The sequence below is a fragment of the Cupriavidus sp. DL-D2 genome, assembly GCF_039710735.1.
Lineage (GTDB): Bacteria > Pseudomonadota > Gammaproteobacteria > Burkholderiales > Burkholderiaceae > Cupriavidus.
In genome coordinates, this window is the sequence record NZ_JBDKXK010000046.1 from 1 (window position 1) to 21,325 (window position 21,325).

Sequence of the window (21,325 nt, forward strand, 5' to 3'; positions counted from 1 at the left end):
AAACGCCCGCACCTTTCACTTCGTTACAGCCCCAAACCATCACTAAAGCTATCCTCGCCGCGTCCTCACACAACAAAGAGAAACACAATGAAAAAACTAACGTTGCTGATGGCAGCATGCGCGGTGCTGCTTGGCGGGTGCGTGGTAGCGCCTTACGATCAACCAGGCGGCGGTGGTCCCGGCTGTCCGCCGGGGCAGGCCAAGAAGGGCAACTGCCGCGTGGACGGATACGGAAACGAATCGTTCTGCCCGCCCGGCAAGGCGAAAAAGGGCGAGTGCTGATGCGGGCGTAAATGCTGGAAGGCAGGCGGTCAGAGCTTGCCTTCCAACGCCTTTCGTTCCTTCCACATCTCCTGCACAAACGGATCTGTCACCCCATACAGCCCGTGCCCCTTGCGCATGATGAGGTTGCCGGCCATCAGTTCATTGACCAGCGGCTGGGCTTCTTCGACCTTGACCTCCCGGCCGATGGCCTTCGAATACGCCACCGCCGCTTCGGCGGAGAACAGGCCGCGCGCATCGCCTTCCGCTGAGGCAATCCGGTCAAAGATTGCGGTAGCCAGCCCGCCCAGTTGCTCCAGCTTGACGAGCTCCAGATCGGCCGCCGCAGAACGCAATGTGTTCGCGATGACCGGCAGGTATTCGTCGGGGTTGCTGCCTTCCGGCAGGTGGAAGTGCAACTGCCGCAACGCCCGGATCATTTCCTCGGGTCGGTGCCCCAGCGTCTGGAACGCTTTCATCGCCACGTCGGGCGAGGGCAGGGCGGTGGCGCCTTCGGCGGCTAGCCGCTCCAGCAGGTGATCGACATAGCGTTTGTCGAGGACGGGATAGGCCACCGACGTGGCCCCGCTGAACGCCTGGTTGCGCCGCGCAGTGAGTTCGCCGACGAGTGCCCGGTGCGAGCCGGTGCCGACGAACAGGAAATGTCCTGGCGTATCGGGCCGGGGATTGATCGCATCGCGCGCCGCCTTCAGGGCCAGCAGCATCTGGTTGCCTTCGTCCGAGGTGATGGCGTGCTGCACCTCGTCGACGATCAGGACCACATCCGTGCGCGCCTGATCCACCACCTCGGTCAGTGCCTGCGCCAGCGTGGCGCCGCCCGGATCGCCCAGGCTATCGAGCTTGAAACCGAACTTGAATCCCAGCGCGCCCACATCCGCACCGGTCAGTCGCCTGAGCCGGCGCGTGATGGCGCTGGTCGGCGACTCCAGCTCGCCGAGCGCCTTCTTTACCGCGGCAAGGATCAGGGCGGCAGGGCTGCGTTGGGTATCGCTCCAGAGATCGACGTAGATGACCAGCGCGCCCATTTCCTCCAGCGCCGGGATCAGGTCGTTCATCACGAACGTGGTCTTGCCGATGCGGCGCAGGCCGGAGAGGAACAGCCCCGAACGCAGGCCCTCGTCAAGCACGCCCGGAAACAGCAACTGTTTTGCCATTTGCCGCGCCAGTTCAGGGCGGCGGTAGATGTCGCTCATCGTCCGGTTTATCGTGAATTATTGAATTCCAATAATTATAGGGATTTCATAAAGCGAAGTAAAAGCCGATTTTAGTGCGTCATCAATAACTTTTGGCGGGCTCATCGGCGAAAGCATGGAGTGCAGGCACAATACGACGCACTTTCCTTGAATTTGTCGCCCTCGCCATGAACCTGTCGCCAGCCATCCCCATCCTGCGGATCTTCTCTGTCGAGAAGGCGCGCGAGTTCTACATCGATTTCCTGGGTTTCAAGGTGGATTGGGAGCACACCTTCGGCGAGAACTTCCCGCTGTACATGCAGGTGTCGCGCTCCGGTCTGACGTTGCATCTGAGCGAACACTACGGCGACGCCACCCCCGGCTCGGCCGCCTATATCCCTATCGACGATGCCGACGCGCTGCAGCGCGAACTGATCGCCAAGGATTACCGCCATGCCAAGCCCGGCGTGGAGGATGTGGAATGGGCGCGGCAGGTGCGGCTGACCGATCCGTTCGGCAACCGGCTCTGCTTCTCGCAGCCGAAGGAATAAGCGCGGTCAGTCAGCCGGCAGGATCTGCGGATTCCAGACCACCTCCCACAGGTTGCCGTCAGGGTCCTGGAAGTAGCCGGCATAGCCGCCGTAGAAGGTGTCCTGCGCCGGTTTGACGATGTGGCCGCCGGCCTGCTTTGCCTGCGCCATCACGAGATCCACTTCGGCCTTGTCCGCGACGTTGTGCCCGATCGAGAAACCGGTCGGGCAGGGTGCGGATGCAGGCAGCCCCGTGTCCCAGGCCAGATCCTTGCGCGGCCAGAGTCCCAGTTTCAGCCCCGGCTGAAGATCGAAGAACGCCACGGCGCCGTGTTCGAACTCACGTCCGATGACGCCTCCGGTGGGCAGTCCGAGTCCATCGCGATAGAACGCCACGGCGCGGTCGAGATCGGCCACACCCAATGTCAGTACGGTGATTCGCGGTTTCATGGCATCTCCTGCAAGGTAGGGGCCGTATTTGGCGGAGGGGTCGCCTCGGCACCTTCGGCCATTCGCACATCGCGCAGTTTCGTGGTGGCCTTGGCGACGGCACGCGACAAACGTGCCACCTCGTTCATGTGTTCCAGCATGTCGTTCGCCAGCCGGAAATTCCTGACGTCCTCGGCGCTGCGTAGCGGCAGTGCGGCTACGATCGATTCACGTGCGGCACCGGCCAGTGCTTCGATTTCGGCCTTGGCGCCGACGATGCGGCCCACCGCCGTGGCGTCGGGATGCACGATGGCATCGCGCGTCTCATCAAAGTAGCCGAGCACCGTCCTCGCGAACGCCGTGGTCTGGTCATTGCGCATGCCTTCGATATCCGCGCCCAGCGCCATGCGCCGCTGGCTCAGTGCGAGCATGCTCGTGGTAGCCACCTCGCGAATAGCGTCGAGCCCGGCGCCGATACGCGCCAGATCGAGCAGTTGCCGACTTTCGTCTTCGGATTCGTTTGCGTCGGACAACCTGCCGATATAGGCCAGGATGGCCGTGCTCAGCGCCTCGGCCGAGTTGTCGCGATCAGCCAGCGTGACGATGTCCTGTGCCGAGCCGTTCAACGCGACCTGGGCGCTGCACTCCAGCAGTTCGCGCACCTGAGTGCCAAGGCTGCCAAGTTCGAGCTGCACACGCGGAATGCCGAGCGTCGGGGTGGCCAGCAGCGCGTCGTCCAGGTAGCGCGGCACACCCGGATCGTGCAGTGGCCTGGGCGATGCGGGCGCCAGACGCTGCGCGAGCCGACCGATCGGACCCGCGAACCAGATCAGGATCGCCGTACTAAACACGCTGAAGATGGTGTGGGCATTGGCCGCCTGGCGCGGTGTCTCGGCGGCCAGCCGCGCGGCGCCGGTCAGTTCGGGCGCACTGGGGGAGATGGCGCGCACCAGATCGGCAAACTGCGGGATCAGAAAGGCGAAGAACAACACGCCCAGCACGTTGAACAGCAGGTGGACGATGCCCACCTGTGTCGCTTCCGCATTCTTGCCGATGCCCGCCAGCAGCGCCGTGCCGCAGGTGCCCACGTTGGCGCCGAGGATCAGCGCGATGCCGGACTCCAGCGGAATCAGCCCCTGGCTGCCGAGCGCGATGACAATCGCCAGTGTGGCAGCCGAGCTTTGCACGACCGCCGTGAACAGCGCCCCAATCAGGATGCCGATGGCCGGGTTGCGCATGTCCTGCATCGTGGCGATGAACGGCTGGTAGTTGCGCAGCGGCCGCGTGGCATCGCCCATGAACTCGATCCCCAGGAACAGCAGGCCCAGCCCGAGCAGCACGCCACCCAGTTGGCGCAGTAGTTCCTTTCTGGCGAACGCCTGCATGACGAAGCCGCCCGCAAGCAGGAACGGCGTCACGGCCGAGATGTTGAACGCGATGATCTGGGCAGTCAGCGTGGAGCCGATGTTGGCGCCCATGATCACCGGCACCGATTGCGCCAGCGAGAGCAGCCCCGCCGACACAAAGCCGACCAGCAGGACCGTGGTGATCGTGGAGGAATTGAGCAGCGCGGTGATGCCGGCACCGGCCAGCACGCCCCGCCAGCGACTGGCGGTCAATGTGCCGAGCAACGACTGAAGCCGTGAGCCGGCAATCGCCTTGAGCCCGGCGGTCATGCATTCGAGCCCGTACAGGAACAACGCCAGCCCACCGACGAGCAGGCCACCCATTTCGATTACGTTCAGCGCGTCACCGTTTGGCATGGATGCAGGCGCGGGCAAGCCCGCCAGATGCGACTGGGATGTCAGCCGAGGCAGCCATTGTACGGCGCAGGGGGACAGATACAATGCCATCCCGCCGTGGGTTTCGCGGCTATCGGAATGTTCCATGCCCTCGCTTCCGCTGCTGCCATCGCGCTCGATGTCTCGCCAGATCCTGGCTTCGCTGGCCTTGTCGACCGCCTGCGCGGGTGTCGTCGCCGCACCCTCGGTCGATCCGGTACGGGAGGCCGTGGACGCCGCCATCCGCCCGATCCTGGCCGAGTACAAGGTGCCCGGCATGGCGGTAGCGGTCACGGTGGATGGCAAGCATCGCGTGTTCAACTTCGGCGTGGCGTCCCGTCAGTCGGGCCAGCCGGTCACGGACGCCACGATTTTCGAGATCGGCTCGGTCAGCAAGACGTTCACGGCCACACTCGGCGCGTACGCGCAGGCACGCGGCGCGCTGTCGCTCGACGATAGCGCCGTGAAGTATCTTCCGGCGCCATCAGGCAGCGCGTTCGACGGCATCAGCCTGCTGGAACTCGGCACGTACACGGCGGGAGGATTGCCGCTGCAGCCACCGCCCGCAGCTGGCAATCTCGCCCAGATGACCGAATGGCTGCGCCACTGGCAACCCGAGGCCGCGCCCGGTACGCAACGCCGCTATTCCAACGTCAGCATCGGCCTGTTCGGCCACCTCGCCGCGAAAGCGATGGGCGAACCTTTCGACCAGATCATGACGCAGCGGATCATCGGCGGAATGGGTTTGCACCATACGTGGCTGCAGGTTCCCAAGGCGAGAATGGGCGACTACGCATGGGGCATCGGCAAGGACAACAAGCCGGTGCGCGTCACGCCGGGCGTGTTCGATGCGCAGGCCTATGGCATCAAGACCACGGCCACGGACATGATCCGCTTTGTGGAACTCAATATCGACGGCCGCACGGTGAAGGACGAGACGCTGCAGCGGGCACTGGTGGCTACGCACACTGGCTACTTCCGGCTTGGTGGCATGACGCAGGGTCTGGGGTGGGAGCGATACGGCTGGCCCGTGGCGCTATCGGACCTGCAGGCCGGCAACGACGCGCGCATCGTGCTGGAGTCGCACGCCGTCCAGCGCATCGCGCCACCCGAGCCTGAGCCGGCCTCGGCACTCTTCAACAAGACGGGTTCGACAAACGGGTTTGGCACCTACGTGGCGTTCGTCCCGGCGCGGCGGATTGGCGTAGTGATCCTGGCGAACCGGAATCTGCCCGTACCGGCGCGTATCGAGGGTGCGTATCGGATCTTGCAGGCGCTGGATCAGACCACGCCGGCCCGGTAAGTTTTCTCAGGCTACAGCGGAATCCCCATCAGCATCACCGTGGCCGTGGTCCGGCTCACACCGACCACGCGCCGCCAGCATTCGCCTGCGATACGTGCAATGGCCCGGATGGGATTGGCGCCGTGGAACTCACGCACCAGTCGGCGCACGATCCGCATCGGCAGCCGCACGCCCCGAGGCACTTCGTTGCGGCAGAACGCCACCTTGCGCACGTAGTCATCCACCTCCCAGAACCACGACGTACCTTGCGGGAAATACCCCACATCGCCCACCGCGAGCGTGTGCGTCACCCCCTGGCTGTCAGTCACGCGCACGCTGCCTTCGAGCACGACTACGATCTCGTCGATGTCGTAGTGCCACTCGAATGAGCTGCGCGTGCAGTCCCATACCATGGTCCAGGCAAAACCGTCGACGGTGGACGAATGCAGGTTGCAGCGCGTGGTGGGCGACCCGCTGCGCATCCACGATGCCTCGATCGGACACGGCGAATCGGGCAGGGCGCGAATACTCCCGAAGGTCCCGGCATGGCGCTGCTGTTCGGGCAAGTCTCCCATGGCTTCTCTCTCCCCCGTCTATGCAGGTGTGGTCGGATAAGAGCGATGGTTCACCAAGCGGCGCGGCGGAAATATGCGGTGGCGTACAAAGAGTGGACGTTCATCGAGGAACAGGCATCGCACCCCGGTGCGACTTCCAAAAAAAGAACCCGCCTGGCGGTGAGGTCAGGCGGGCTGCAGGGGGAGTTGTCATACAGGACGGGTCAAGGTCCTGTGATGCATCGTAGGGTGCGTCGCAGCATGCGGCTGTAGGAGTTTGTCTGATTTTGCATTTCTAGCATTTTCTATACAGGTTTGGCGAAATTGAGCTGCCCTGCGGAATGCCTAGTCGTGCCAACGGTTTGCGGGGATTTGGCGGCTTTGCATCATTGCATGATCTAACAGACAACAAGGCATTAGCCCCACTAAATTTAAAGTGCGAGGCGTCGAAACACCACGTCGGGGATCGCGCGGATGATCAGCATGATGTATCGCCAGAAACCGGGCACATAGGCCACGGCCACGCCGCTGTCGATGGCGTTGACGATGTGGCCGGCGGCTGCATCTGGGCTGATCCAGAGTGCGCCTTTGCGGAATGCGCTGGTCATCGGTGTATCGACGAAACCCGGCTTGATCGTGACCACGGACACGCCTGCCTTGGCGAGTCGCTGGCGCAGGCCGGACATGAAGGCCGTGACCATGGCCTTGGCGCTGCCGTACACGTAATTGCTTTGCCGGCCGCGCTCGCCGGCGACGGACGAGATGACGGCGATGGTGCCGGCGCGGCGGCGTTCGAACAGGTTGGCGATCAATGTCAGCATGGCCACCACGGACAACGCGTTGGTGCGAAGCTCGGCCATGGTCAGGTCAACCGACTGCGCGCACGCGGCTTGATCGGATAACGTGCCGTGCGAGATCAGCACGGTGTCGATGCCGTCCAGGGCCGTGTCGGCCGCGCGGAGGATCGCGTCATGAGCGTGGAAGTCGTTGGCGTCCATCACGGCCATATGCACTTGCTTGGCGCCACGGGCGCGCAGGTCGTCCACCATGGTCTGCAGGCGTGGGGCGCTGCGGCCCACGAGGAACAGCGCGTCGCCGCGCTGGGCCATGCGTCGGGCGGTGGCTTCGGCAATGGCCGACGTTGCACCGATGATCAAGGTCTTCTTCATGTTTCCAACTCCCGATGGGATGGCCCATCCGTGACGCGTCGCCAGAAGCCCGACGAAAACGCCGGATCGAGATACGGTGCCAGTGCTTCCCACTGCGGAAAGCCTGCGCGGAAGCACGCGCCGCTCATGCGTCCGTCTTTGGCTGGATACAGCCGGCCGCCCGCGCCGATCACGATGGCGTCGAGCCGTTCGAACAGTGCATGCACCGCGTGCCCTGCATTCGGAAAATCCAAAGCCAGTGTGAAGCCCGGACGCGGAAACGACAGCAAGCCCGGCGACACCAGCGGCCCAAACTGTTTCAGCACACCCAGGAACGACGCCGCACGGCTGCGTCCGATTTCGGTCAGCAGTGTCTGCAATACACGCGGCGCATCCTCTGGCGGAATCACGCACTGGTACTGAAAGAAGCCTTTCGGTCCATACATGCGATGCCACTGCAGGATGTGATCGAGCGGATAGAAGAACGTTTCGCAATGCTCCAGCCTGCTGGCCGGTGTGCGGCTGGCGCGGTGGAAATGCATCGTGTTGAAGGCGGTGACGCTGATCCGATTGACCAGCGACAACGGCGGGGTGAAGGGCATGCTGCGCGACGCCGTGCGATGCTGACCGGCTGGCTCGGCGCCCGACTCGGCGTGATGCGCGCGCGTGAACAGTCCACGCCCAACACGGCGTGTGCCGCCCGCGCAATCGATCCATGCCACCGTATATTCGTCGTCGGCGCCGCGGCACAGCGCGAAGAATTCGTCGAGATTGCCGAAGCGCTCGGTAGTCTCCGCCACCCACGGCGAAGCGATGGGGCGCAACTGAATCTCGGCCCATAGCACCAGGCCGGTCAGCCCGAGGCCGCCAATCGTCGCGGCGAACCAGTCGGCATTCTCCGTGGGGGAGCATTGCAGCAGCGTGCCATCGGAGCGGCGCAGCACCAGCGTCCGCACGTGGCGACCGAAGGTGCCGTGGCTGAGGTGGTTCTTGCCGTGCACGTCGTTGGCAATGGCGCCGCCCACGGTGACGAATCGCGTGCCCGGCGTCACGGGCAGGAACCAGTGCTGCGGCACGGCTACGCGCAGGATATCGGCCAGCAACACGCCGGCTTCGCAGCGCAGCACGCCGGTCGCCGGATCGAATGCCATGAAATGGTCGAGGTAGCGCGTGGAGAGCAGCGTGCCGCCCGGGTTCAGGCAACTGTCGCCATAGCTGCGCCCGTTGCCGAATGGCAGCATGGTCTGGCCTTCGGGCACGGGTGGCAGGGTGTCGAAGCGGCTGGGCAGTGCGCGCACCTCGCTATCGCTTGGCGTCGTGTGTCCCCAGGCATAGACCGTCTGCTGCATCATGTCGCGGCCCAGACCACCACCGCTGCCAGCACGCCAATGACCACGCTGGCGCGGTCGCGCAGCGCGAACATCACCGGATCGTCATGCATCTGGCCGCGATGCGAAACTACCCAGACGCGCGTGATCCAGTACAGCATCAGCGGACACAGCGCCCACAGCACCTGCGGCTGGCGATACAGGACCTCCACCACAGGGTTGTTGATGTAGAGCGCCAGCACCAGTACGCACATATAGCCGGCACCGGTGCCCAGGCTCTCCAGCAGCGCCAGATCGTCGAGCCGATATCCACGTCCCGCCGCTTCAAGCTTGCCTTCGCCTTTCATCACCTGCAGTTCGGCAAAGCGCTTGACCAGCGCCAGGCTCAGGAACAGGAACAGTGAGAACAGCAGCAGCCACAGGGACAGCGGCACGTCCACGGCGGCGGCACCGGCCACGATGCGAATCGTGTAAAGACCGGCCAGGCACAGCACATCCACAATCACCAACTGCTTGATGCCGAGCGTATAGCCGAGCGTCAGCAGGTAGTACGCGGCGAGCACGAGGCCGAACTTGAGCGGTAGCAGCATGGCAATGCCCGCCGTGGCGAACAGCAGCAGCGGAATCAGCACAAAGCCAGCCTTGAGCGGCAGCGCGCCGCTGGCGAATGGTCGCAATGCCTTGCGCGGATGCTGGCGGTCGGCTTCGACATCGAGCATGTCGTTGAGCACGTAGACCGACGACGCACACAGGCAGAACGCCAGCAGACCGAGCGCCGCGTGACCCAGTGCCGTGGGATCGAGCCCACGATGCGCGGCCAGCAGTGGCACCAGTAACAGCACGTTCTTGGCCCATTGGTGCGGACGCAGCAGCTTCCACACGGCGCGGGCATGGTGGCCGGGCGAGCCGAAAGTGCGATAGACCTCGGTCACCTTGCGTGCGCGCGCTTCCAGATTGCCGTGGCCGTTGACCACCACGCCGCCACGGCTGACGGACCAGACGTGCAGGTCCACGCGATCGTTGCCGCAATAGTCGAAGGCGCGCGAGCCGAACTTGGCCACGAGCATGTCTGCCTTCTGCTTGCCGGAGAGGTTCAGTGTGTCGGTGCTGGCCAGCACGCCGTCGAACAGTTGCAGGTGCGTGGCCACGGCCTCGGCCAGCCGCTGGTTCGATGCGGTGCAGAGCCAGATCTGCCGGCCGTCTCGTTTCTCGTCGGTCAGCCACTGCACGAATTCGCGATGAAAAGGCAGTACCGCATGGTTGAGCAGCACACGACTGGCAATCTGCGCCTTGAGGTGTGCCTTGCCGCCCCGGAACAGCCACCACGGCAGCAGGAAGAGGTAGAGCGGATTCTTGCGCAGCAGCGCCACGCAGGTCTCCATGAGCAGGTCTCCGTGGATCAGCGTGCCGTCGAGATCGACGCATAGCGGAACGGCGGCGTGGCTCATTGTCCTTCTCCCATGCGAAGGGGTAGTTCAGATGACTCGGTATCGGCGCGCCGGAACACGTAGCGCTTGTCGAGCTGATACTTGGTGTAGTAGCCCAGCGTCAGACCCAGTACGCCGCCCAGGTAGCGCATGGCGAGCGTGCCGAACACGTAGTCGAAACCGAATTCGAACGCCCAGAAAATGGCAGTGGTGGCCAGCCCCATGACGGTGTAGAGCACGAAGGTTCGCGCGTCGTGCGCGGCGTTGTCGGCCTGGAAATCGAAGATGTAGCGCTTGTCGAGTACGTACTTGACCACCAGCCCCACGGCAGTGCCCACGGCCACGGACAGCAGCGCTGCGTAGTCGCCGTCGTACACCTGAAGGAAGGCGTCCTGCGCACCGATGTTCACGACGATAGCAATGGCGGCCAGCACCGCATACGTGGTGGCGATGCGCGCGCCGCTGGGTTCCAGGGTGGTCTCGTTCATGGTGTCAGCGGCTGCCATGCGGTGAGGCCCGCCACGCTGTTCACGTTGCGGTACGTGGTGATCTCGAACTGGTATTCGGGATAGCGCGCGTCAAGCCGCTGCTTGATGCGGAAGAACCCATCGCGGCCATACTGGCGCGGTGTGCCTTCGGCGGTGCCAAGCGTGCCGAGCTGAGTGACCATGCGCGCGTACTCGTCGTCGCCAAGGTGCCCCGCAAAACTGCGCACCACCACCACGCAGCGGTGCGGCGCATCGAGCGTGGCTGCCGGCAGGTGTTGGCGCGAAAACGGCCCCAGTTGCACAAAGCCCGCATGATCCACATGCCAGCTCAGCGCCGGATCGTGCGCCACGATGACCAGGTCGTCATTGCAGGCGTCACGTTCGCGCGCCAGATCGGCCAGCACCGGCCCGATGCGCAGGTCCCAACTGTTCTTGGTGGTGTCCTGATGCGTCGCCACGTTGTAGACGCCCCAGAGATTGGCCACGGCCAGCAGCGCAAAACTCCACAGGAACGCGCGCATGCGGCGCTGCGGCACGTCCAGCGTGGCCAGCCATAGCGCCTGCCATGGCGAGATGATCACGAGGTTGCGCCATTTGCCGGCGATGCCGAGCGCGATGGTCGCTACCGCGCCGATGCCGTAGGCATGCAGGTATCGGTCGCGCAGGTTCGCCGGGTTGCCCTGCACCGCGAAGATCACCATGCCCGCCAGGCCCAGCGCCGACAGCACGGCGGGCAGTGATATCGGGAACACGCCCTGATTGGACACCTGTGCGATGGCAAAGCCCATGAAGTTGCTGGCCATCGACGTGACCTGCGAATCCTTCGACAGCAGATGGACGGTCAGGAACACATGGAACTGGTAGGCATAGAGCAGGGCGCCGATCAGCCCGCCCCAGAAGATGCCCGCGAGTTTCTGTCGCACCGTTTGCTGCGAGCCCGCCCAGTAGAGCAGCAACACCGGCAGCGCCACGACAAACACCGCATAGCCGATGTAGCCGAGCACCACCAGTCCGCCGAAGCACTTGGCCCAGTAGCGCCAGCCATCGCGGCGCGGCGTGATGCTGAGCCAGATCAGCACAGGTACGAAGTAGGCGTACCACCGCAACCCCGTGCACCACATCAGGATGGCGGGGTTCAGGCACAGCAGCACGAAGAGCAGCCCCGCCGCGCGCTCGCCGTGGCGCTGGCGGATAGCCTCGGTGGCGTAGACCAGCGACGCCACAGTCAGCAAAGCCGTGGCCAGCCGCACCAGCGACCAATCGCCCGTGACGCTGTGGAACAGCCAGTTGATGAAGTACGAGCCGGGCGGATGGACATCCTGCGTCTGCATCAGCGCCACCACGCCAAAGCCGTGGCGCTCCACTTGCAGGATGTTCGAGAATTCGTCGTCGTAGCCGTAGGACAGCCAGGCCACGGCACCATAGAGCACCCACAGCAGCACGTAACCCACCGGGAACGCCCATGCCAACCCATGCGCGGGCAGACGGGGCCTGACCACGTGGGCAGCTACGGCATCGTTCGCATTGGCGTTGGGCAGCACGTCGGCTCTCTCCTTGAGGCGTCAGGCAGCCGGGCAACAAAGACCCCGGGCAGACCAGCGCAGTATCTGGCGGTGCCTTCGGAGGGTCTGTTGGATAGCGCACCCACTGCCTGTGCGCACGTTTGGGCGAGCCCGACTGGCGGTTTTCGCAGGAACCGGCTACCATCCATTTTTATGCAACCAGTTGCATAAAGATGGATAAGAAAACCCATATCAAGGAGAGACGCATGCATGTACCTGGCCTGATTCCCGCCGCGCAATCCACGCTTGCCGTGTGGCATGACCTGCTCAAGCGCAATGCCATGGAGGAGCTGGACCCGCTGCTCTCGGACAGGATCGTGTTCCGCTCGCCGGTGGCGCATACGGCCTATCCGGGGCGCGAAGCCATCAAGCTGGTGCTGAAGACCGTGAACACCGTGTTCCGCGATTTCACGTATCACCGCATGTTTGCTACTGAGGACGGCAAAAGCCTTGTGCTGGAGTTCAGTGCCACCATCGATGGCAAGGCGCTGAAGGGCATCGACATGCTGCGTTTCGACGATGCCGGGAAGATCGAGGAATTCGAGGTGATGGTGCGGCCGATGTCCGGCCTGCACGCGCTGGCCGAGGCCATGGGTGCGAAGCTGAGCGGTCAGCAGGCCGTGCTGAAAGGGCAGGGCTGACCGGGCAGAAGTTGGCCAGCATCTAGTCGAGCAGCATCGTCACGGGCACCGTGGCCGCCACGCTCAGTGCGGTGGCCAGCGCGTTGCGGGCGCGGTCGCGGGAGCAGTCAGGCGGGCATACGGCCTGGAGGATGGCCGGCGCGATCCAGTGGCCGCGTTCGCCCAGCGCCTCGAACTGGCTGACCAGCGCCAGGTTCTGCCGCAGATGCGCCTCGGTGAACATGGATGTGACGACCATGCCGGTTCGCCCGGCGTGACTCAGTGCGAAATACATGGCCAGCGTACTGTCATCCACCGGCGTCAGGCCGAGTGTCTGCAGTACGTGATAGATAGGCGGGCGCATGACCGCCCCTTGGACGGCGCCGCCTCCGCCGCCGAACGGCCGCGCCAGGAATACCGGGCGGCCGGCGGCGTCGGGGGCCTTGCATAGCGCGTCGAGCACGTTCAGGTTGCCTTCATAGAGCAGCGCCTGGGCATGCGCCGCAGCGGGGCTCGACAGTACCGGATGATGATCCGTGGCGATGCCCCAGCGGTCGATCTTGCCCGCGCGGCGCGCCTCTTCCAGAAACTGCAGCAGTTCATCGGTCAGGTCCGCCTCGGCGGGATCATGGACGAGATAGTTGTCCACGCGCTCCACGCCGAGGTCGCGCAATGACGTATCCAGGCATGCGCGGGCATAGGCCGGCGAATAGTCGCGATGCGCCAGCATCTTGCGCGCCGCGACCCGCGCCAGCCGGCGGCCTCCCGGCAGGTGCGACAACACGGTACGCGCGGCGGACTTGGCAAGGCCCAGCCCCGATGCATTGCGAGGCGGCACGATGCCGAACTTCGTCGTGATGGTCACGGCATCGTGCTTGCCGCGCAGGAACCTGCCCAGCAGCATCTCCGCTTCCCCGAATCCGTAGGAACGCGCCACATCGAAATGGGTGATGCCGTTATCGAACGCCAATTCCAGAGCGCGCAGTGCTTGCGCGCGGCCAACCCGACCGAGCATGGCGCCGCATCCGAATCCCAGCCGGCTCATGCAAGGCTCCTCGGAGATCGGTTATCAGGCCAGGATCGCAAGGGTGGCTTGGCGGTCATGTCGCAATTCCTCCGGCTGCACGCGCAGCCATGGGCACATCGGCAATCGTTTCTGGCACTGCGGGGGTGGCAGCAAGGGTGTTGATGTCGTACAGCGTGCCGCCGCCGCGCAACTGCGCCCCGAGGTGGTGGGCCAGTCGGGCGGAAAGCGCCAGGATGGTCAGGGTGGGATTGGCCTGCCCCGATGACGGGAACACGGCGCTGCTGGCCACGTGCAGGTTGCGCGTGCCGAAGACGCGGCAATTGGTATCCACCACGCCGCCGCGCCAGTCGAACGCCATGCGCGCGGTGCCGATCTGGTGAAAGCCATCCGACGCATGCGCCATGACGTGATCCACACGCTCGGCTTCCGGCATCCAGAAATCCAGTTGCCCGGCGCCGGTTTCGCGCAGGTGCCGGTCCAGCAGTTGATGGGTGCGCACCACCGATTCGGCATCGGCCTGCTGGTAGCGCAGGTCGATTCGGAGCCGGCGCAGGCCGTGCCGATCCGTGGCATCGGCCAGCGTCACGCGGCTGTCCGCATGCGGTAACTGCTCGGCGTGATAGTGCAGTGCGTAGACATTGTTCGGGCTGCGCAGGAAGAAGCCGGGCAGCCGGGGCCGTGCCAGATAGCGTCGATAGATGAAGGGCGGCACGAAACCCGCGATCTGTGGCAGGGCACGCAGCACGTTGCCCCAGTGCGCGCCGAGCCCGCCGCGCGCGCTGGCAGCGGTCACGGCCTTGGCGATAGCCGGCGCCGTCAGCATCCGGTTCAGCCCGGGCGTGCGCAGCGCGAGGTAGGCCAGCGACAGCACGCCGTTTCCGTGCGCGGGATCTGCCGGTGGATGGTTGTCGAGCCACATCGCGGTGTTGAGCAGCCGCTCGCGATGCTGCACCTCGGCCGGCATGGTCAGTCGGCGCCGCGCATAGAAGCCGTCGCGGTCGCGCTCGAAGTGGTAGACCGTGCGCCTGGGGTCGGCATGAAACCGCACGCTGGCGATCTTGCCGGAAATATGGCCCATGTAGTGTCGGCCCAGCATGTCGCTGCGATTCCCGAGCCGGTTGTCGCATCGCGTGTTGGCGTCCAGCAGCAGTTGGGTCACGCCCAGTCCGGGGTCACGCCCAGTCCGCCGCAGGCCAGCACGAAGCGGTCGGCACGGATGCGCAGCAGCCCATGTTCCGCGCCGCCCTGGGCCACCACGACGCTGCGCACTTCCTCGGTATCGGGATCGAGATCAATGTCGATGCACGTCGCGTCGAGCAGCAGCCGGACGTTGGGATGGTCGCGCAGGGTTTCGGCGTAGCGGCGCGCAAATACGGGCTCACCGGCCCAACGCTCCAGATCGGTGGCAATCACGTCGCCAGCGCGGAAGGAGCCGGTCAGCGGCTGCCGGGCCGTCGCCGCGTCCATCACGTCCATCTCCCCGAGCGTGAAGCTCGGCTGGCCGCAGTTGGCGTACTCGCACGCTGCGCGATACCACGGCGCCACGTCTTCATAGGCAATCGGCCAGGCCGCGCCCGGTGCATGGTCACGGGGCGCAAAATCCACCGGATCGAACGGGATGCAGCGGCCCCCCCACAGCCAGGAAGTGCCGCCCAGCGCCTGTCCCACGGCATCGGCCATTGGCGCGTGGCGCAGACCATCGACGATTTCCGCATCGCTCGCGGCTTGCTTGTCTGGCTGCAACGCATCTCCGCCGCCCTCAACGAGGATGACGTCGATACCTTGCTTGGCCAGTTCGAGCGTGCACGCGATACCGGCGGGTCCGGACCCGATCACGCAGACACGCGTCTGCATTGTCGCGGCCGGCGACGAGGTGGTCAGTGCCATGGGAGCCTCTCCGGTTTCGCCGTCGGTGTGGCGTCTTGTCTACGGGCGTCTGTCGTTGGCGTCATGCGGATGGTCCGCAGGGCGTGCCCGCGGACCTGTCCGGAACTCAATGTACGGGCGCGCACGGGTGCGCTTCCGTACGGTTGCCCACACGGATGGATCAGATAGGTCAGAGACTTCAGGAGCGGGGGAGGGCCTACAACGCCAGCGTGACGATGCGCACGGTGGGATCGTCCGGACACGGCGCATCGGAGAAACCGAGCCGATGCGCCAGGCCGCGCATCGGGCGGTTCGTGGCCAGGACATAGCCTTCCATCGTCCGGATGTCGGTCGTTCGGGCATGCCCGATCAGCGTCTGCAACAAGAGCCGCGCCAGTCCTTGCCCCTGCCAGGCGTCCAGCAGGGTGATGGCAAACTCGCAGGCGCCACGGTCGGGGATTTCCACATAGCGGGCGCCGCCGATCAGGCCCTCGCCGGGAACGGCCATGGCCACGAGTGCGAAGTCGTGGCCCGGCTCCGAGTGCACGGCATCGTCAAGCAGGGCATCGGGCAGTGTCTTCATCAGACCCATGAAGCGCGTATAACGCGACGCGTCGGAGAGATGCGTGAAGGCTTCGATCACCCCGGCGCGGTCAGCCTCGCAGATCTCGCGCAGCAGCACGGCCCGGCCGCCTCGGAGGGTGGTTTGCAGGGGCAGCACAACAGGAGAGGCGATCTCGGACATGGGGGGCCTGAAGGTGGGGACGGGTGCTGTCATGGTAGGACAGCCGATAGATGCCGTGGCACTATCCTCACGCACACGCAGCCCCCCGCGATAACGACAAGGAGACCCGATGACCAAGGATTCCGATGTATCCGATGTGTCCGCACAGATCGACGAGAAGATTGCCTCGCTGGACGACTGGCGGGGCGAGACCCTCGCGCGGGTCCGCAAGATCGTCCGTGCCGCCGATTCTGGGATCATCGAGGAACTGAAATGGCGCGGCGTGCCGACCTGGTCACATCACGGCATCCTCTGCACGGGCGAGACCTACAAGAGCGCGGTGAAGATGACGTTCGCCAAGGGGGCGTCGCTACCCGATCCGGCCGGCCTGTTCAATGCCAGCCTTGAGGGCAACACCCGTCGCGCCATCGACTTCCATGAGGGCGACAAGATCGATGCCAAGGTGGAAAAGGCGCTCACGGCACTGATCCGGGCGGCCGTGGCGCTCAATACGGAGAAGAAACCGCGTGGCTGAGAGATTGCGGTTCAGAACATCGACTTGCCCTGCGCCAGGATCTTCTCGCAGACCTGTTTCGTCACTTCGGCCTTGAGCCCGCCGCCGCTCAGATCGAGTTTGCTGCCGCTGCTGGTGGACAGCATGCCTTTCGCGCCTTCGCCATAGCCGGCATCCTTGGTCCCGCCCGACGTCGATCCGAGCAGCTTGTCCTTGACCGCCGATGTGGCGGAATCGGCGTTCAGGTAGTTGTTCTTCACGCAGTACTCGATCACGCCTGCGGCATTGCCGGCCGTGCCCGCGCTGACCGACGACGGTGCGAGGCTGCCTAGCGTACCCAGGGCACCGGTGGCGCTCTGCCCAGAAGTGCCGCCGGGGGCGGATTTCATGAGATCGCCGAGCTGGGCGTGGGCGAGGGGGGTGACGAGGAGGGCGAAAGCAAGAACGGTAGCGGTGCGAAATGCTGCCATGGGGAGACTCCTTAACGCGGGGACGGGGTTTTTTACTATATGCGGTTTGGGCGATCCTCTCGGGTTTTGGCTCCCCTCTCCCGCATGGCGGGAGTGGGGTTGGGGGTGAGGGCCGGCGGTGCAATCACCAACAAATCGCAATTTGAACCTCATGCCCTCACCCCCGCCCCTCTCCCACTTCGCGGGAGAGGGGAGAAAACCAGCGGTGAGGAAGCCAACGCAGGTTGCTCAAAACCCCTCAACCCCCTATCATTCCGCGCCTCGCCTAAGTCGCTGTTTCCGCTGGAGTTTTCCCTTGTTCGCCCCCAACACCTTTCGCCAGGACTGGCTGTCCAATATCCGTGGCGACTGTCTCGCTGGCCTTGTCGTGGCGCTGGCGCTGATTCCCGAAGCCCTCGCATTCGCCGTGATCGCCGGTGTGGACCCGCAGGTGGCGCTCTATGCCGCGTTCTCGATTGCCGTGGTGACATCGATTGCGGGCGGTCGGCCCGGCATGATCTCGGCGGCCACCGGGGCGGTGGCGCTGCTGCTGACCTCGCTGGTGAAGGACCATGGCGTGCAATACGTGTTCGCCACGGCGCTGCTGGCTGGCGTGCTGCAGATCGGCGCGGGCTGGCTGAAGCTGGGCGCGCTGATGCGATTCGTGTCGCGCTCGGTGGTGACGGGCTTCGTCAATGCGCTGGCGATCCTGATCTTCCTTGCGCAGTTGCCGGAACTGACGCACGCGCCGGCCGCCGTCTACTGGTTGACCGCAGGCGGGCTGGCCATCCTTTACCTGTTCCCGAGGATTACCAAGGCGATTCCGTCGCCGCTGGTCTGCATCGTCGTGCTGACCGCCATCGCCATCTACCTGGACCTGCCGGTGCGCACCGTCGGCGACATGGGCGCCTTCCCCGAGCATCTGCCCGTGCCAGCCTTGCCCAACGTGCCGCTGACCTGGGAAACCCTGCGCATCATCTTCCCCTATGCGATGGCGGTGGCCGTCGTGGGCCTGCTGGAATCGCTGATGACGGCCGCCATCATCGATGACTTCACCGATACGGGCAGCGACAAGAACCGGGAATGCCGGGGGCAGGGCATTGCCAATATCGTGGCGGGGATACTCGGCGGCCTGCCCGGTTGCGCAATGATCGGGCAATCGATCATCAACGTGAAATCGGGCGGGCGGGGCCGGTTGTCGAGCTTCGTGGCCGGCGCGCTGCTGCTGGTGCTGGTGGTGTTCCTCGGGCCGTGGGTCAAGCAGATCCCGATGGCCGCGCTGGTGGCCGTGATGATCATGGTGTCGATCAGCACGTTCAGCTGGCAGTCGCTGAGGAACCTGCTCACCCATCCGAAAAGCTCGTCGGTGGTGATGCTGGCCACCGTGGCCATCGTGGTGCTGACCCACAACCTGGCACTAGGCGTACTGGTAGGCGTGCTGCTCAGCGCGCTGTTCTTCGCGTCGAAGGTGACCCGTGTACTGCAAGTGACGTCGGAATCCACCGCAGCCGATACGCGCCGCTACTTCGTGCGCGGACAGGTCTTCTTTGCCTCTTCAGAATCGCTGGTCAGCGAGTTCGATTTCAAGGAGCCGGTGCGCCATGTGGTGCTCGATCTCTCGCATGCGCATTTCTGGGACATCACGGCCATCGACGCGCTGGACCGGGTCGTCCACAAGTTCCGCCGCAATGGGGTGGAGGTTGAAGTGTTTGGGCTGAATCGTGCGAGCGTGACGATGGTGGAGAGGTTTGGGACGCATGACAAGGTGGGGGGTGTGCGGGAGGCTGGGCATTGATTTGATTCGCTCCCGGTTTTCTCCCCTCTCCCGCGAAGTGGGAGAGGGGAGAAATGCAGCAGTCAGACTAACGCCCCCGCCTTCTCCCTCAAAAACGCAATCAACGTCGTCACTGCCTTTGTCTGATACCGCGCTGGCATATACAGCAGATACATCGTCGTGCGCAGGAATGCCAGTTCCTGCTGCGGTAGAGGCAGGCGGACCAGTGCCCCGGCCTTGATGTCCTGATCCACCATGTAGCGCGGCACCAGCCCCACGCCGAGGCCCTGCAGGATGGTGTCGCGCAGGAAGAAGAAATTGGCCGACACCAGTCGGGGGCGATTGACGCGCAGTTTCTGGCCCGTGAGTTCCGATGTCACCAGTGGCAACGTTGCAAAGCCGGCGAGCGTATCCGGAAGTTCGCCGAGTTCCGCCAGCAGGCCCGGCGTGGCGCAGGCCACGTATTCCACATCGCCAAGGCTGCAGGCCACCGCGTTCGATGGCGTCTCCGCCATCACCCGTACCGAGAAATCCACCGCGCCCTTGATCAGGTCTTCCAGGTCGTTGTCGAAAATCACGTTGAGCGTGATGTCGGGGTAGCGCCGCATGAATTCGATGAACCATGCGGACATCGTGTGTTGCCCAAAGCCGCTCGGCACGCTGAGCCGAACCGTACCGCTGAGTTTCTTTCCCAGGCTTTGCACGGATTCCTGCGCGGCCAGCAACTGGTGCCGGATGGCGCGGCCGTTTTCATAGAGTTGCCAGCCCAGTTCCGTGGGCTCCAGTTGCCGCGTGCTGCGGCGGAGCAGTTCGGCGCCCAGTTGCCGTTCGAAGTGATTGAGCCGCTTGCTGACGTTGGCTCGGCTCATGCCAAGCCGGGCTGCGGCGCGGCTCAGGTTGCCCGCGTCGATGATGTCGACCAGCAGGGACAGTGCGTTCAGGTCCACATTCGGGTCCATTGTCAACCTTTGGTATGCAGATATGGTGAAATTCCGTTGCAATTGTCAAGCATCGAGAACATATCCACAATCGTGCTTCACCAGAAACAACCGGACCACTCCCAGGATCCGCGTGGACCGGGGAGACACAGCATGATTTCAACGAACACAGCCGCAGCGCTGCCGCTGGCAGGCGTGCGGGTACTGGACCTCTCGCGCGTATTGGCCGGGCCGATGTGCGCCATGGCGCTGGCCGATCTTGGCGCCGATGTCATCAAGGTGGAGCACCCCTCGCGCGGTGACGATACCCGCGACTGGGGCGTGCGCATCGGGTCGCGCAACACCTCGTATTTCAACAGCGCCAACCGCAACAAGCGCGCGATCACGCTCGATCTGCAGAGCGAGGCCGGCGTGAAGCTGGCGCGCGAACTGGCGGCGATCAGCGATGTGGTGATCCAGAACTTCAAGGTAGGCGGTGCCGAGAAGCTCGGCCTCGGCTACGAACAGCTCAGCGCCATCAATCCGCGTCTGGTCTATTGCTCGATCTCGGGCTACGCGCGTTTCACGCCGGAAGCCGAGCGTCCGGGCTACGACCTCGTCGTGCAGGGCGAATCGGGCGTGATGGCGACGAACGGTGAAGCCGGGCAGGGTCCGCTGAAATTCGGCGTGGCTGCCGTCGATATGTTCACCGGCATGTACTCGGCGCAGGCCATTCTTGCCGCGCTGTTCGCGCGCCAGTCCACGGGGCAGGGCCGTCACGTGCAGATGGCGCTGTATGACTGCGGGCTGATGATCACCTCGTACTACGGCATGGAAGCGCTGCTCAAGGCCGGCGATCCGCCCAAGTTCGGCAATGCGCATCCGTCGATCGTGCCTTACGGCGTGTTCGAAGCCGCCGATGGTCCACTGGTCATTACGGTCGGCAACAACGGCCAGTTCGTGCGCTTCTGCCGCGAGGTAATCGGGCGTCCGGAATGGGCCGAGGACGAGCGTTTTGCGACCAACACCGCGCGCTCGGCCAATCGGGAGATCCTGCTGGCCGAGGTACGGCAGGCGCTCGCACAATTCACGCGTGCCGAACTGCTGGAGCGGCTGACCGCCGCGCAGATTCCTTGTGGCGAGGTGCTGGGCCTGATGGAAGCGCTGGAGTCCGAGCGCACCGCGCAGGCCGGCCTGCTGCATCGCTTCGAAGACAGCGAAGCCGGTTCGCAGGCCGTGCTGGCGCCGCCCTATGCACTCGACGGCCAGCGCATGCCGGTGCGCCGTGCGCCCCCGCACCTGGGCGAGCACAACCGCGAGGTGTTCACCGATCTGCTGAAGCTCGATGACGACACCATTGCCGCGCTGCAGGCGCAGGGCGTGATCTGAACACCAGGCATCGAACATCAAGACAACATTCAACGATTTAGATTTCGGAAGCAGGAGACAAG

At 64.5% G+C, this 21,325-nt stretch carries 22 protein-coding genes; 7 read left to right on the forward strand and 15 right to left on the reverse strand.

What is annotated here, in order from left to right; translation table 11 throughout:
• Window positions 1-282, forward strand: a 282-nt coding sequence (locus ABDB81_RS21165; RefSeq protein ID WP_346813476.1) for a hypothetical protein, incomplete at its 5' end; no start/stop codon positions are given.
• A 29-nt stretch (window positions 283-311) separates the two neighbouring features.
• Here the strand turns inward: ABDB81_RS21165 and ABDB81_RS21170 are convergent.
• Window positions 312-1,475: an AAA family ATPase gene (locus tag ABDB81_RS21170; protein ID WP_137924702.1), complete on the reverse strand. Its 1,164-nt coding sequence runs from the start codon at window positions 1,473-1,475 to the stop codon at window positions 312-314.
• 167 nt (window positions 1,476-1,642) lie between these two features.
• Between ABDB81_RS21170 and ABDB81_RS21175 the strand changes: the two genes are divergently transcribed.
• Window positions 1,643-2,005: a glyoxalase superfamily protein gene (locus tag ABDB81_RS21175; RefSeq protein WP_160472340.1), complete on the forward strand. Its 363-nt coding sequence runs from the start codon at window positions 1,643-1,645 to the stop codon at window positions 2,003-2,005.
• 6 nt (window positions 2,006-2,011) lie between these two features.
• Here ABDB81_RS21175 and ABDB81_RS21180 read toward each other — a convergent pair whose 3' ends face one another.
• A complete protein-coding gene (locus tag ABDB81_RS21180; protein WP_346813429.1) occupies window positions 2,012-2,434 on the reverse strand; it encodes a VOC family protein in 423 nt (140 codons plus the stop codon).
• On the reverse strand, window positions 2,431-4,176 hold the full coding sequence (locus ABDB81_RS21185) for a Na/Pi symporter (RefSeq protein WP_137924705.1): 1,746 nt from the start codon (window positions 4,174-4,176) through the stop codon (window positions 2,431-2,433). The genes ABDB81_RS21180 and ABDB81_RS21185 overlap by 4 nt, the downstream gene beginning before the upstream one ends.
• Before the next feature lie 124 nt (window positions 4,177-4,300).
• Between ABDB81_RS21185 and ampC the strand changes: the two genes are divergently transcribed.
• Entirely contained in the window at window positions 4,301-5,497 is a 1,197-nt protein-coding gene (gene ampC, locus ABDB81_RS21190) for a class C beta-lactamase (RefSeq protein ID WP_346813431.1), read from the forward strand.
• 11 nt (window positions 5,498-5,508) lie between these two features.
• Here ampC and ABDB81_RS21195 read toward each other — a convergent pair whose 3' ends face one another.
• From ABDB81_RS21195 to ABDB81_RS21220, 6 genes are all read right to left on the reverse strand, one after another.
• Window positions 5,509-6,051, reverse strand: a complete 543-nt coding sequence (locus ABDB81_RS21195; RefSeq protein WP_137924728.1) for a cupin domain-containing protein — start codon at window positions 6,049-6,051, stop codon at window positions 5,509-5,511.
• Window positions 6,052-6,461: 410 nt separating this feature from the next.
• Entirely contained in the window at window positions 6,462-7,199 is a 738-nt protein-coding gene (locus ABDB81_RS21200; protein ID WP_160472371.1) for an SDR family oxidoreductase, read from the reverse strand.
• The gene (locus ABDB81_RS21205) at window positions 7,196-8,530 is read right to left on the reverse strand and encodes an FAD-binding oxidoreductase (protein WP_346813433.1); all 1,335 of its coding nucleotides are present in this window, start codon (window positions 8,528-8,530) and stop codon (window positions 7,196-7,198) included. Before ABDB81_RS21205 ends, ABDB81_RS21200 begins: the two co-directional genes overlap by 4 nt.
• Window positions 8,527-9,954, reverse strand: a complete 1,428-nt coding sequence (locus tag ABDB81_RS21210; protein WP_160472374.1) for a UbiA family prenyltransferase — start codon at window positions 9,952-9,954, stop codon at window positions 8,527-8,529. Before ABDB81_RS21210 ends, ABDB81_RS21205 begins: the two co-directional genes overlap by 4 nt.
• Window positions 9,951-10,421, reverse strand: coding sequence for a GtrA family protein (locus ABDB81_RS21215; RefSeq protein WP_137924732.1), 471 nt, complete (start codon window positions 10,419-10,421; stop codon window positions 9,951-9,953). The genes ABDB81_RS21210 and ABDB81_RS21215 overlap by 4 nt, the downstream gene beginning before the upstream one ends.
• A complete protein-coding gene (locus ABDB81_RS21220; RefSeq protein WP_346813436.1) occupies window positions 10,418-11,962 on the reverse strand; it encodes a hypothetical protein in 1,545 nt (514 codons plus the stop codon). The genes ABDB81_RS21215 and ABDB81_RS21220 overlap by 4 nt, the downstream gene beginning before the upstream one ends.
• A 227-nt stretch (window positions 11,963-12,189) precedes the next feature.
• Here ABDB81_RS21220 and ABDB81_RS21225 point away from each other — a divergent pair, with 227 nt between their 5' ends.
• On the forward strand, window positions 12,190-12,624 hold the full coding sequence (locus ABDB81_RS21225; protein WP_137924739.1) for a nuclear transport factor 2 family protein: 435 nt from the start codon (window positions 12,190-12,192) through the stop codon (window positions 12,622-12,624).
• A 22-nt stretch (window positions 12,625-12,646) separates the two neighbouring features.
• On the opposite strand, the gene ABDB81_RS21230 is transcribed toward ABDB81_RS21225, so the two are convergent.
• The 4 genes from ABDB81_RS21230 to ABDB81_RS21245 all read right to left on the reverse strand — a co-directional run bounded on the left by ABDB81_RS21230 (window position 12,647) and on the right by ABDB81_RS21245 (window position 16,241).
• Entirely contained in the window at window positions 12,647-13,648 is a 1,002-nt protein-coding gene (locus tag ABDB81_RS21230) for an aldo/keto reductase (RefSeq protein ID WP_346813438.1), read from the reverse strand.
• A gap of 55 nt (window positions 13,649-13,703) precedes the next feature.
• Entirely contained in the window at window positions 13,704-14,789 is a 1,086-nt protein-coding gene (locus ABDB81_RS21235) for a GMC family oxidoreductase (protein WP_346813440.1), read from the reverse strand.
• On the reverse strand, window positions 14,786-15,517 hold the full coding sequence (locus ABDB81_RS21240; RefSeq protein ID WP_346813442.1) for an FAD-dependent oxidoreductase: 732 nt from the start codon (window positions 15,515-15,517) through the stop codon (window positions 14,786-14,788). Before ABDB81_RS21240 ends, ABDB81_RS21235 begins: the two co-directional genes overlap by 4 nt.
• A 196-nt stretch (window positions 15,518-15,713) precedes the next feature.
• A complete protein-coding gene (locus ABDB81_RS21245) occupies window positions 15,714-16,241 on the reverse strand; it encodes a GNAT family protein (RefSeq protein ID WP_346813443.1) in 528 nt (175 codons plus the stop codon).
• A gap of 109 nt (window positions 16,242-16,350) precedes the next feature.
• On the opposite strand from ABDB81_RS21245, the gene ABDB81_RS21250 reads away from it, so the two are divergent.
• Complete coding sequence (locus ABDB81_RS21250; protein ID WP_160472393.1) at window positions 16,351-16,755, forward strand: DUF1801 domain-containing protein; 405 nt, start codon at window positions 16,351-16,353, stop codon at window positions 16,753-16,755.
• 11 nt (window positions 16,756-16,766) lie between these two features.
• Here the strand turns inward: ABDB81_RS21250 and ABDB81_RS21255 are convergent, their stop codons facing one another.
• Entirely contained in the window at window positions 16,767-17,204 is a 438-nt protein-coding gene (locus ABDB81_RS21255) for a DUF2501 domain-containing protein (RefSeq protein WP_160472394.1), read from the reverse strand.
• 295 nt (window positions 17,205-17,499) lie between these two features.
• Between ABDB81_RS21255 and ABDB81_RS21260 the strand changes: the two genes are divergently transcribed.
• On the forward strand, window positions 17,500-18,978 hold the full coding sequence (locus tag ABDB81_RS21260; protein WP_346813445.1) for a SulP family inorganic anion transporter: 1,479 nt from the start codon (window positions 17,500-17,502) through the stop codon (window positions 18,976-18,978).
• 62 nt (window positions 18,979-19,040) lie between these two features.
• On the opposite strand, the gene ABDB81_RS21265 is transcribed toward ABDB81_RS21260, so the two are convergent.
• Window positions 19,041-19,904 carry a LysR family transcriptional regulator gene (locus ABDB81_RS21265; protein ID WP_137924764.1) on the reverse strand — a complete coding sequence of 288 codons (864 nt, stop codon included), beginning with the start codon at window positions 19,902-19,904 and terminating at the stop codon, window positions 19,041-19,043.
• Between the two features lie 144 nt (window positions 19,905-20,048).
• Between ABDB81_RS21265 and ABDB81_RS21270 the strand changes: the two genes are divergently transcribed.
• Window positions 20,049-21,263, forward strand: coding sequence for a CaiB/BaiF CoA-transferase family protein (locus tag ABDB81_RS21270; RefSeq protein ID WP_137924746.1), 1,215 nt, complete (start codon window positions 20,049-20,051; stop codon window positions 21,261-21,263).
• The last annotated feature ends 62 nt before the right edge of the window (window positions 21,264-21,325 follow it).

Bases quoted from the DNA above. Each gene is read 5' to 3' on its own strand.
- ABDB81_RS21170 (WP_137924702.1), bottom strand. From the start codon at position 1,475: ATGAGCGACATCTACCGCCGCCCTGAACTGGCGCGGCAAATGGCAAAA.
- ABDB81_RS21175 (WP_160472340.1), top strand. From the start codon at position 1,643: ATGAACCTGTCGCCAGCCATCCCCATCCTGCGGATCTTCTCTGTCGAG.
- ABDB81_RS21180 (WP_346813429.1), bottom strand. From the start codon at position 2,434: ATGAAACCGCGAATCACCGTACTGACATTGGGTGTGGCCGATCTCGAC.
- ABDB81_RS21185 (WP_137924705.1), bottom strand. From the start codon at position 4,176: ATGCCAAACGGTGACGCGCTGAACGTAATCGAAATGGGTGGCCTGCTC.
- ampC (WP_346813431.1), top strand. From the start codon at position 4,301: ATGCCCTCGCTTCCGCTGCTGCCATCGCGCTCGATGTCTCGCCAGATC.
- ABDB81_RS21195 (WP_137924728.1), bottom strand. From the start codon at position 6,051: ATGGGAGACTTGCCCGAACAGCAGCGCCATGCCGGGACCTTCGGGAGT.
- ABDB81_RS21200 (WP_160472371.1), bottom strand. From the start codon at position 7,199: ATGAAGAAGACCTTGATCATCGGTGCAACGTCGGCCATTGCCGAAGCC.
- ABDB81_RS21205 (WP_346813433.1), bottom strand. From the start codon at position 8,530: ATGATGCAGCAGACGGTCTATGCCTGGGGACACACGACGCCAAGCGAT.
- ABDB81_RS21210 (WP_160472374.1), bottom strand. From the start codon at position 9,954: ATGAGCCACGCCGCCGTTCCGCTATGCGTCGATCTCGACGGCACGCTG.
- ABDB81_RS21215 (WP_137924732.1), bottom strand. From the start codon at position 10,421: ATGAACGAGACCACCCTGGAACCCAGCGGCGCGCGCATCGCCACCACG.
- ABDB81_RS21225 (WP_137924739.1), top strand. From the start codon at position 12,190: ATGCATGTACCTGGCCTGATTCCCGCCGCGCAATCCACGCTTGCCGTG.
- ABDB81_RS21230 (WP_346813438.1), bottom strand. From the start codon at position 13,648: ATGAGCCGGCTGGGATTCGGATGCGGCGCCATGCTCGGTCGGGTTGGC.
- ABDB81_RS21240 (WP_346813442.1), bottom strand. From the start codon at position 15,517: ATGGCACTGACCACCTCGTCGCCGGCCGCGACAATGCAGACGCGTGTC.
- ABDB81_RS21245 (WP_346813443.1), bottom strand. From the start codon at position 16,241: ATGTCCGAGATCGCCTCTCCTGTTGTGCTGCCCCTGCAAACCACCCTC.
- ABDB81_RS21250 (WP_160472393.1), top strand. From the start codon at position 16,351: ATGACCAAGGATTCCGATGTATCCGATGTGTCCGCACAGATCGACGAG.
- ABDB81_RS21255 (WP_160472394.1), bottom strand. From the start codon at position 17,204: ATGGCAGCATTTCGCACCGCTACCGTTCTTGCTTTCGCCCTCCTCGTC.
- ABDB81_RS21270 (WP_137924746.1), top strand. From the start codon at position 20,049: ATGATTTCAACGAACACAGCCGCAGCGCTGCCGCTGGCAGGCGTGCGG.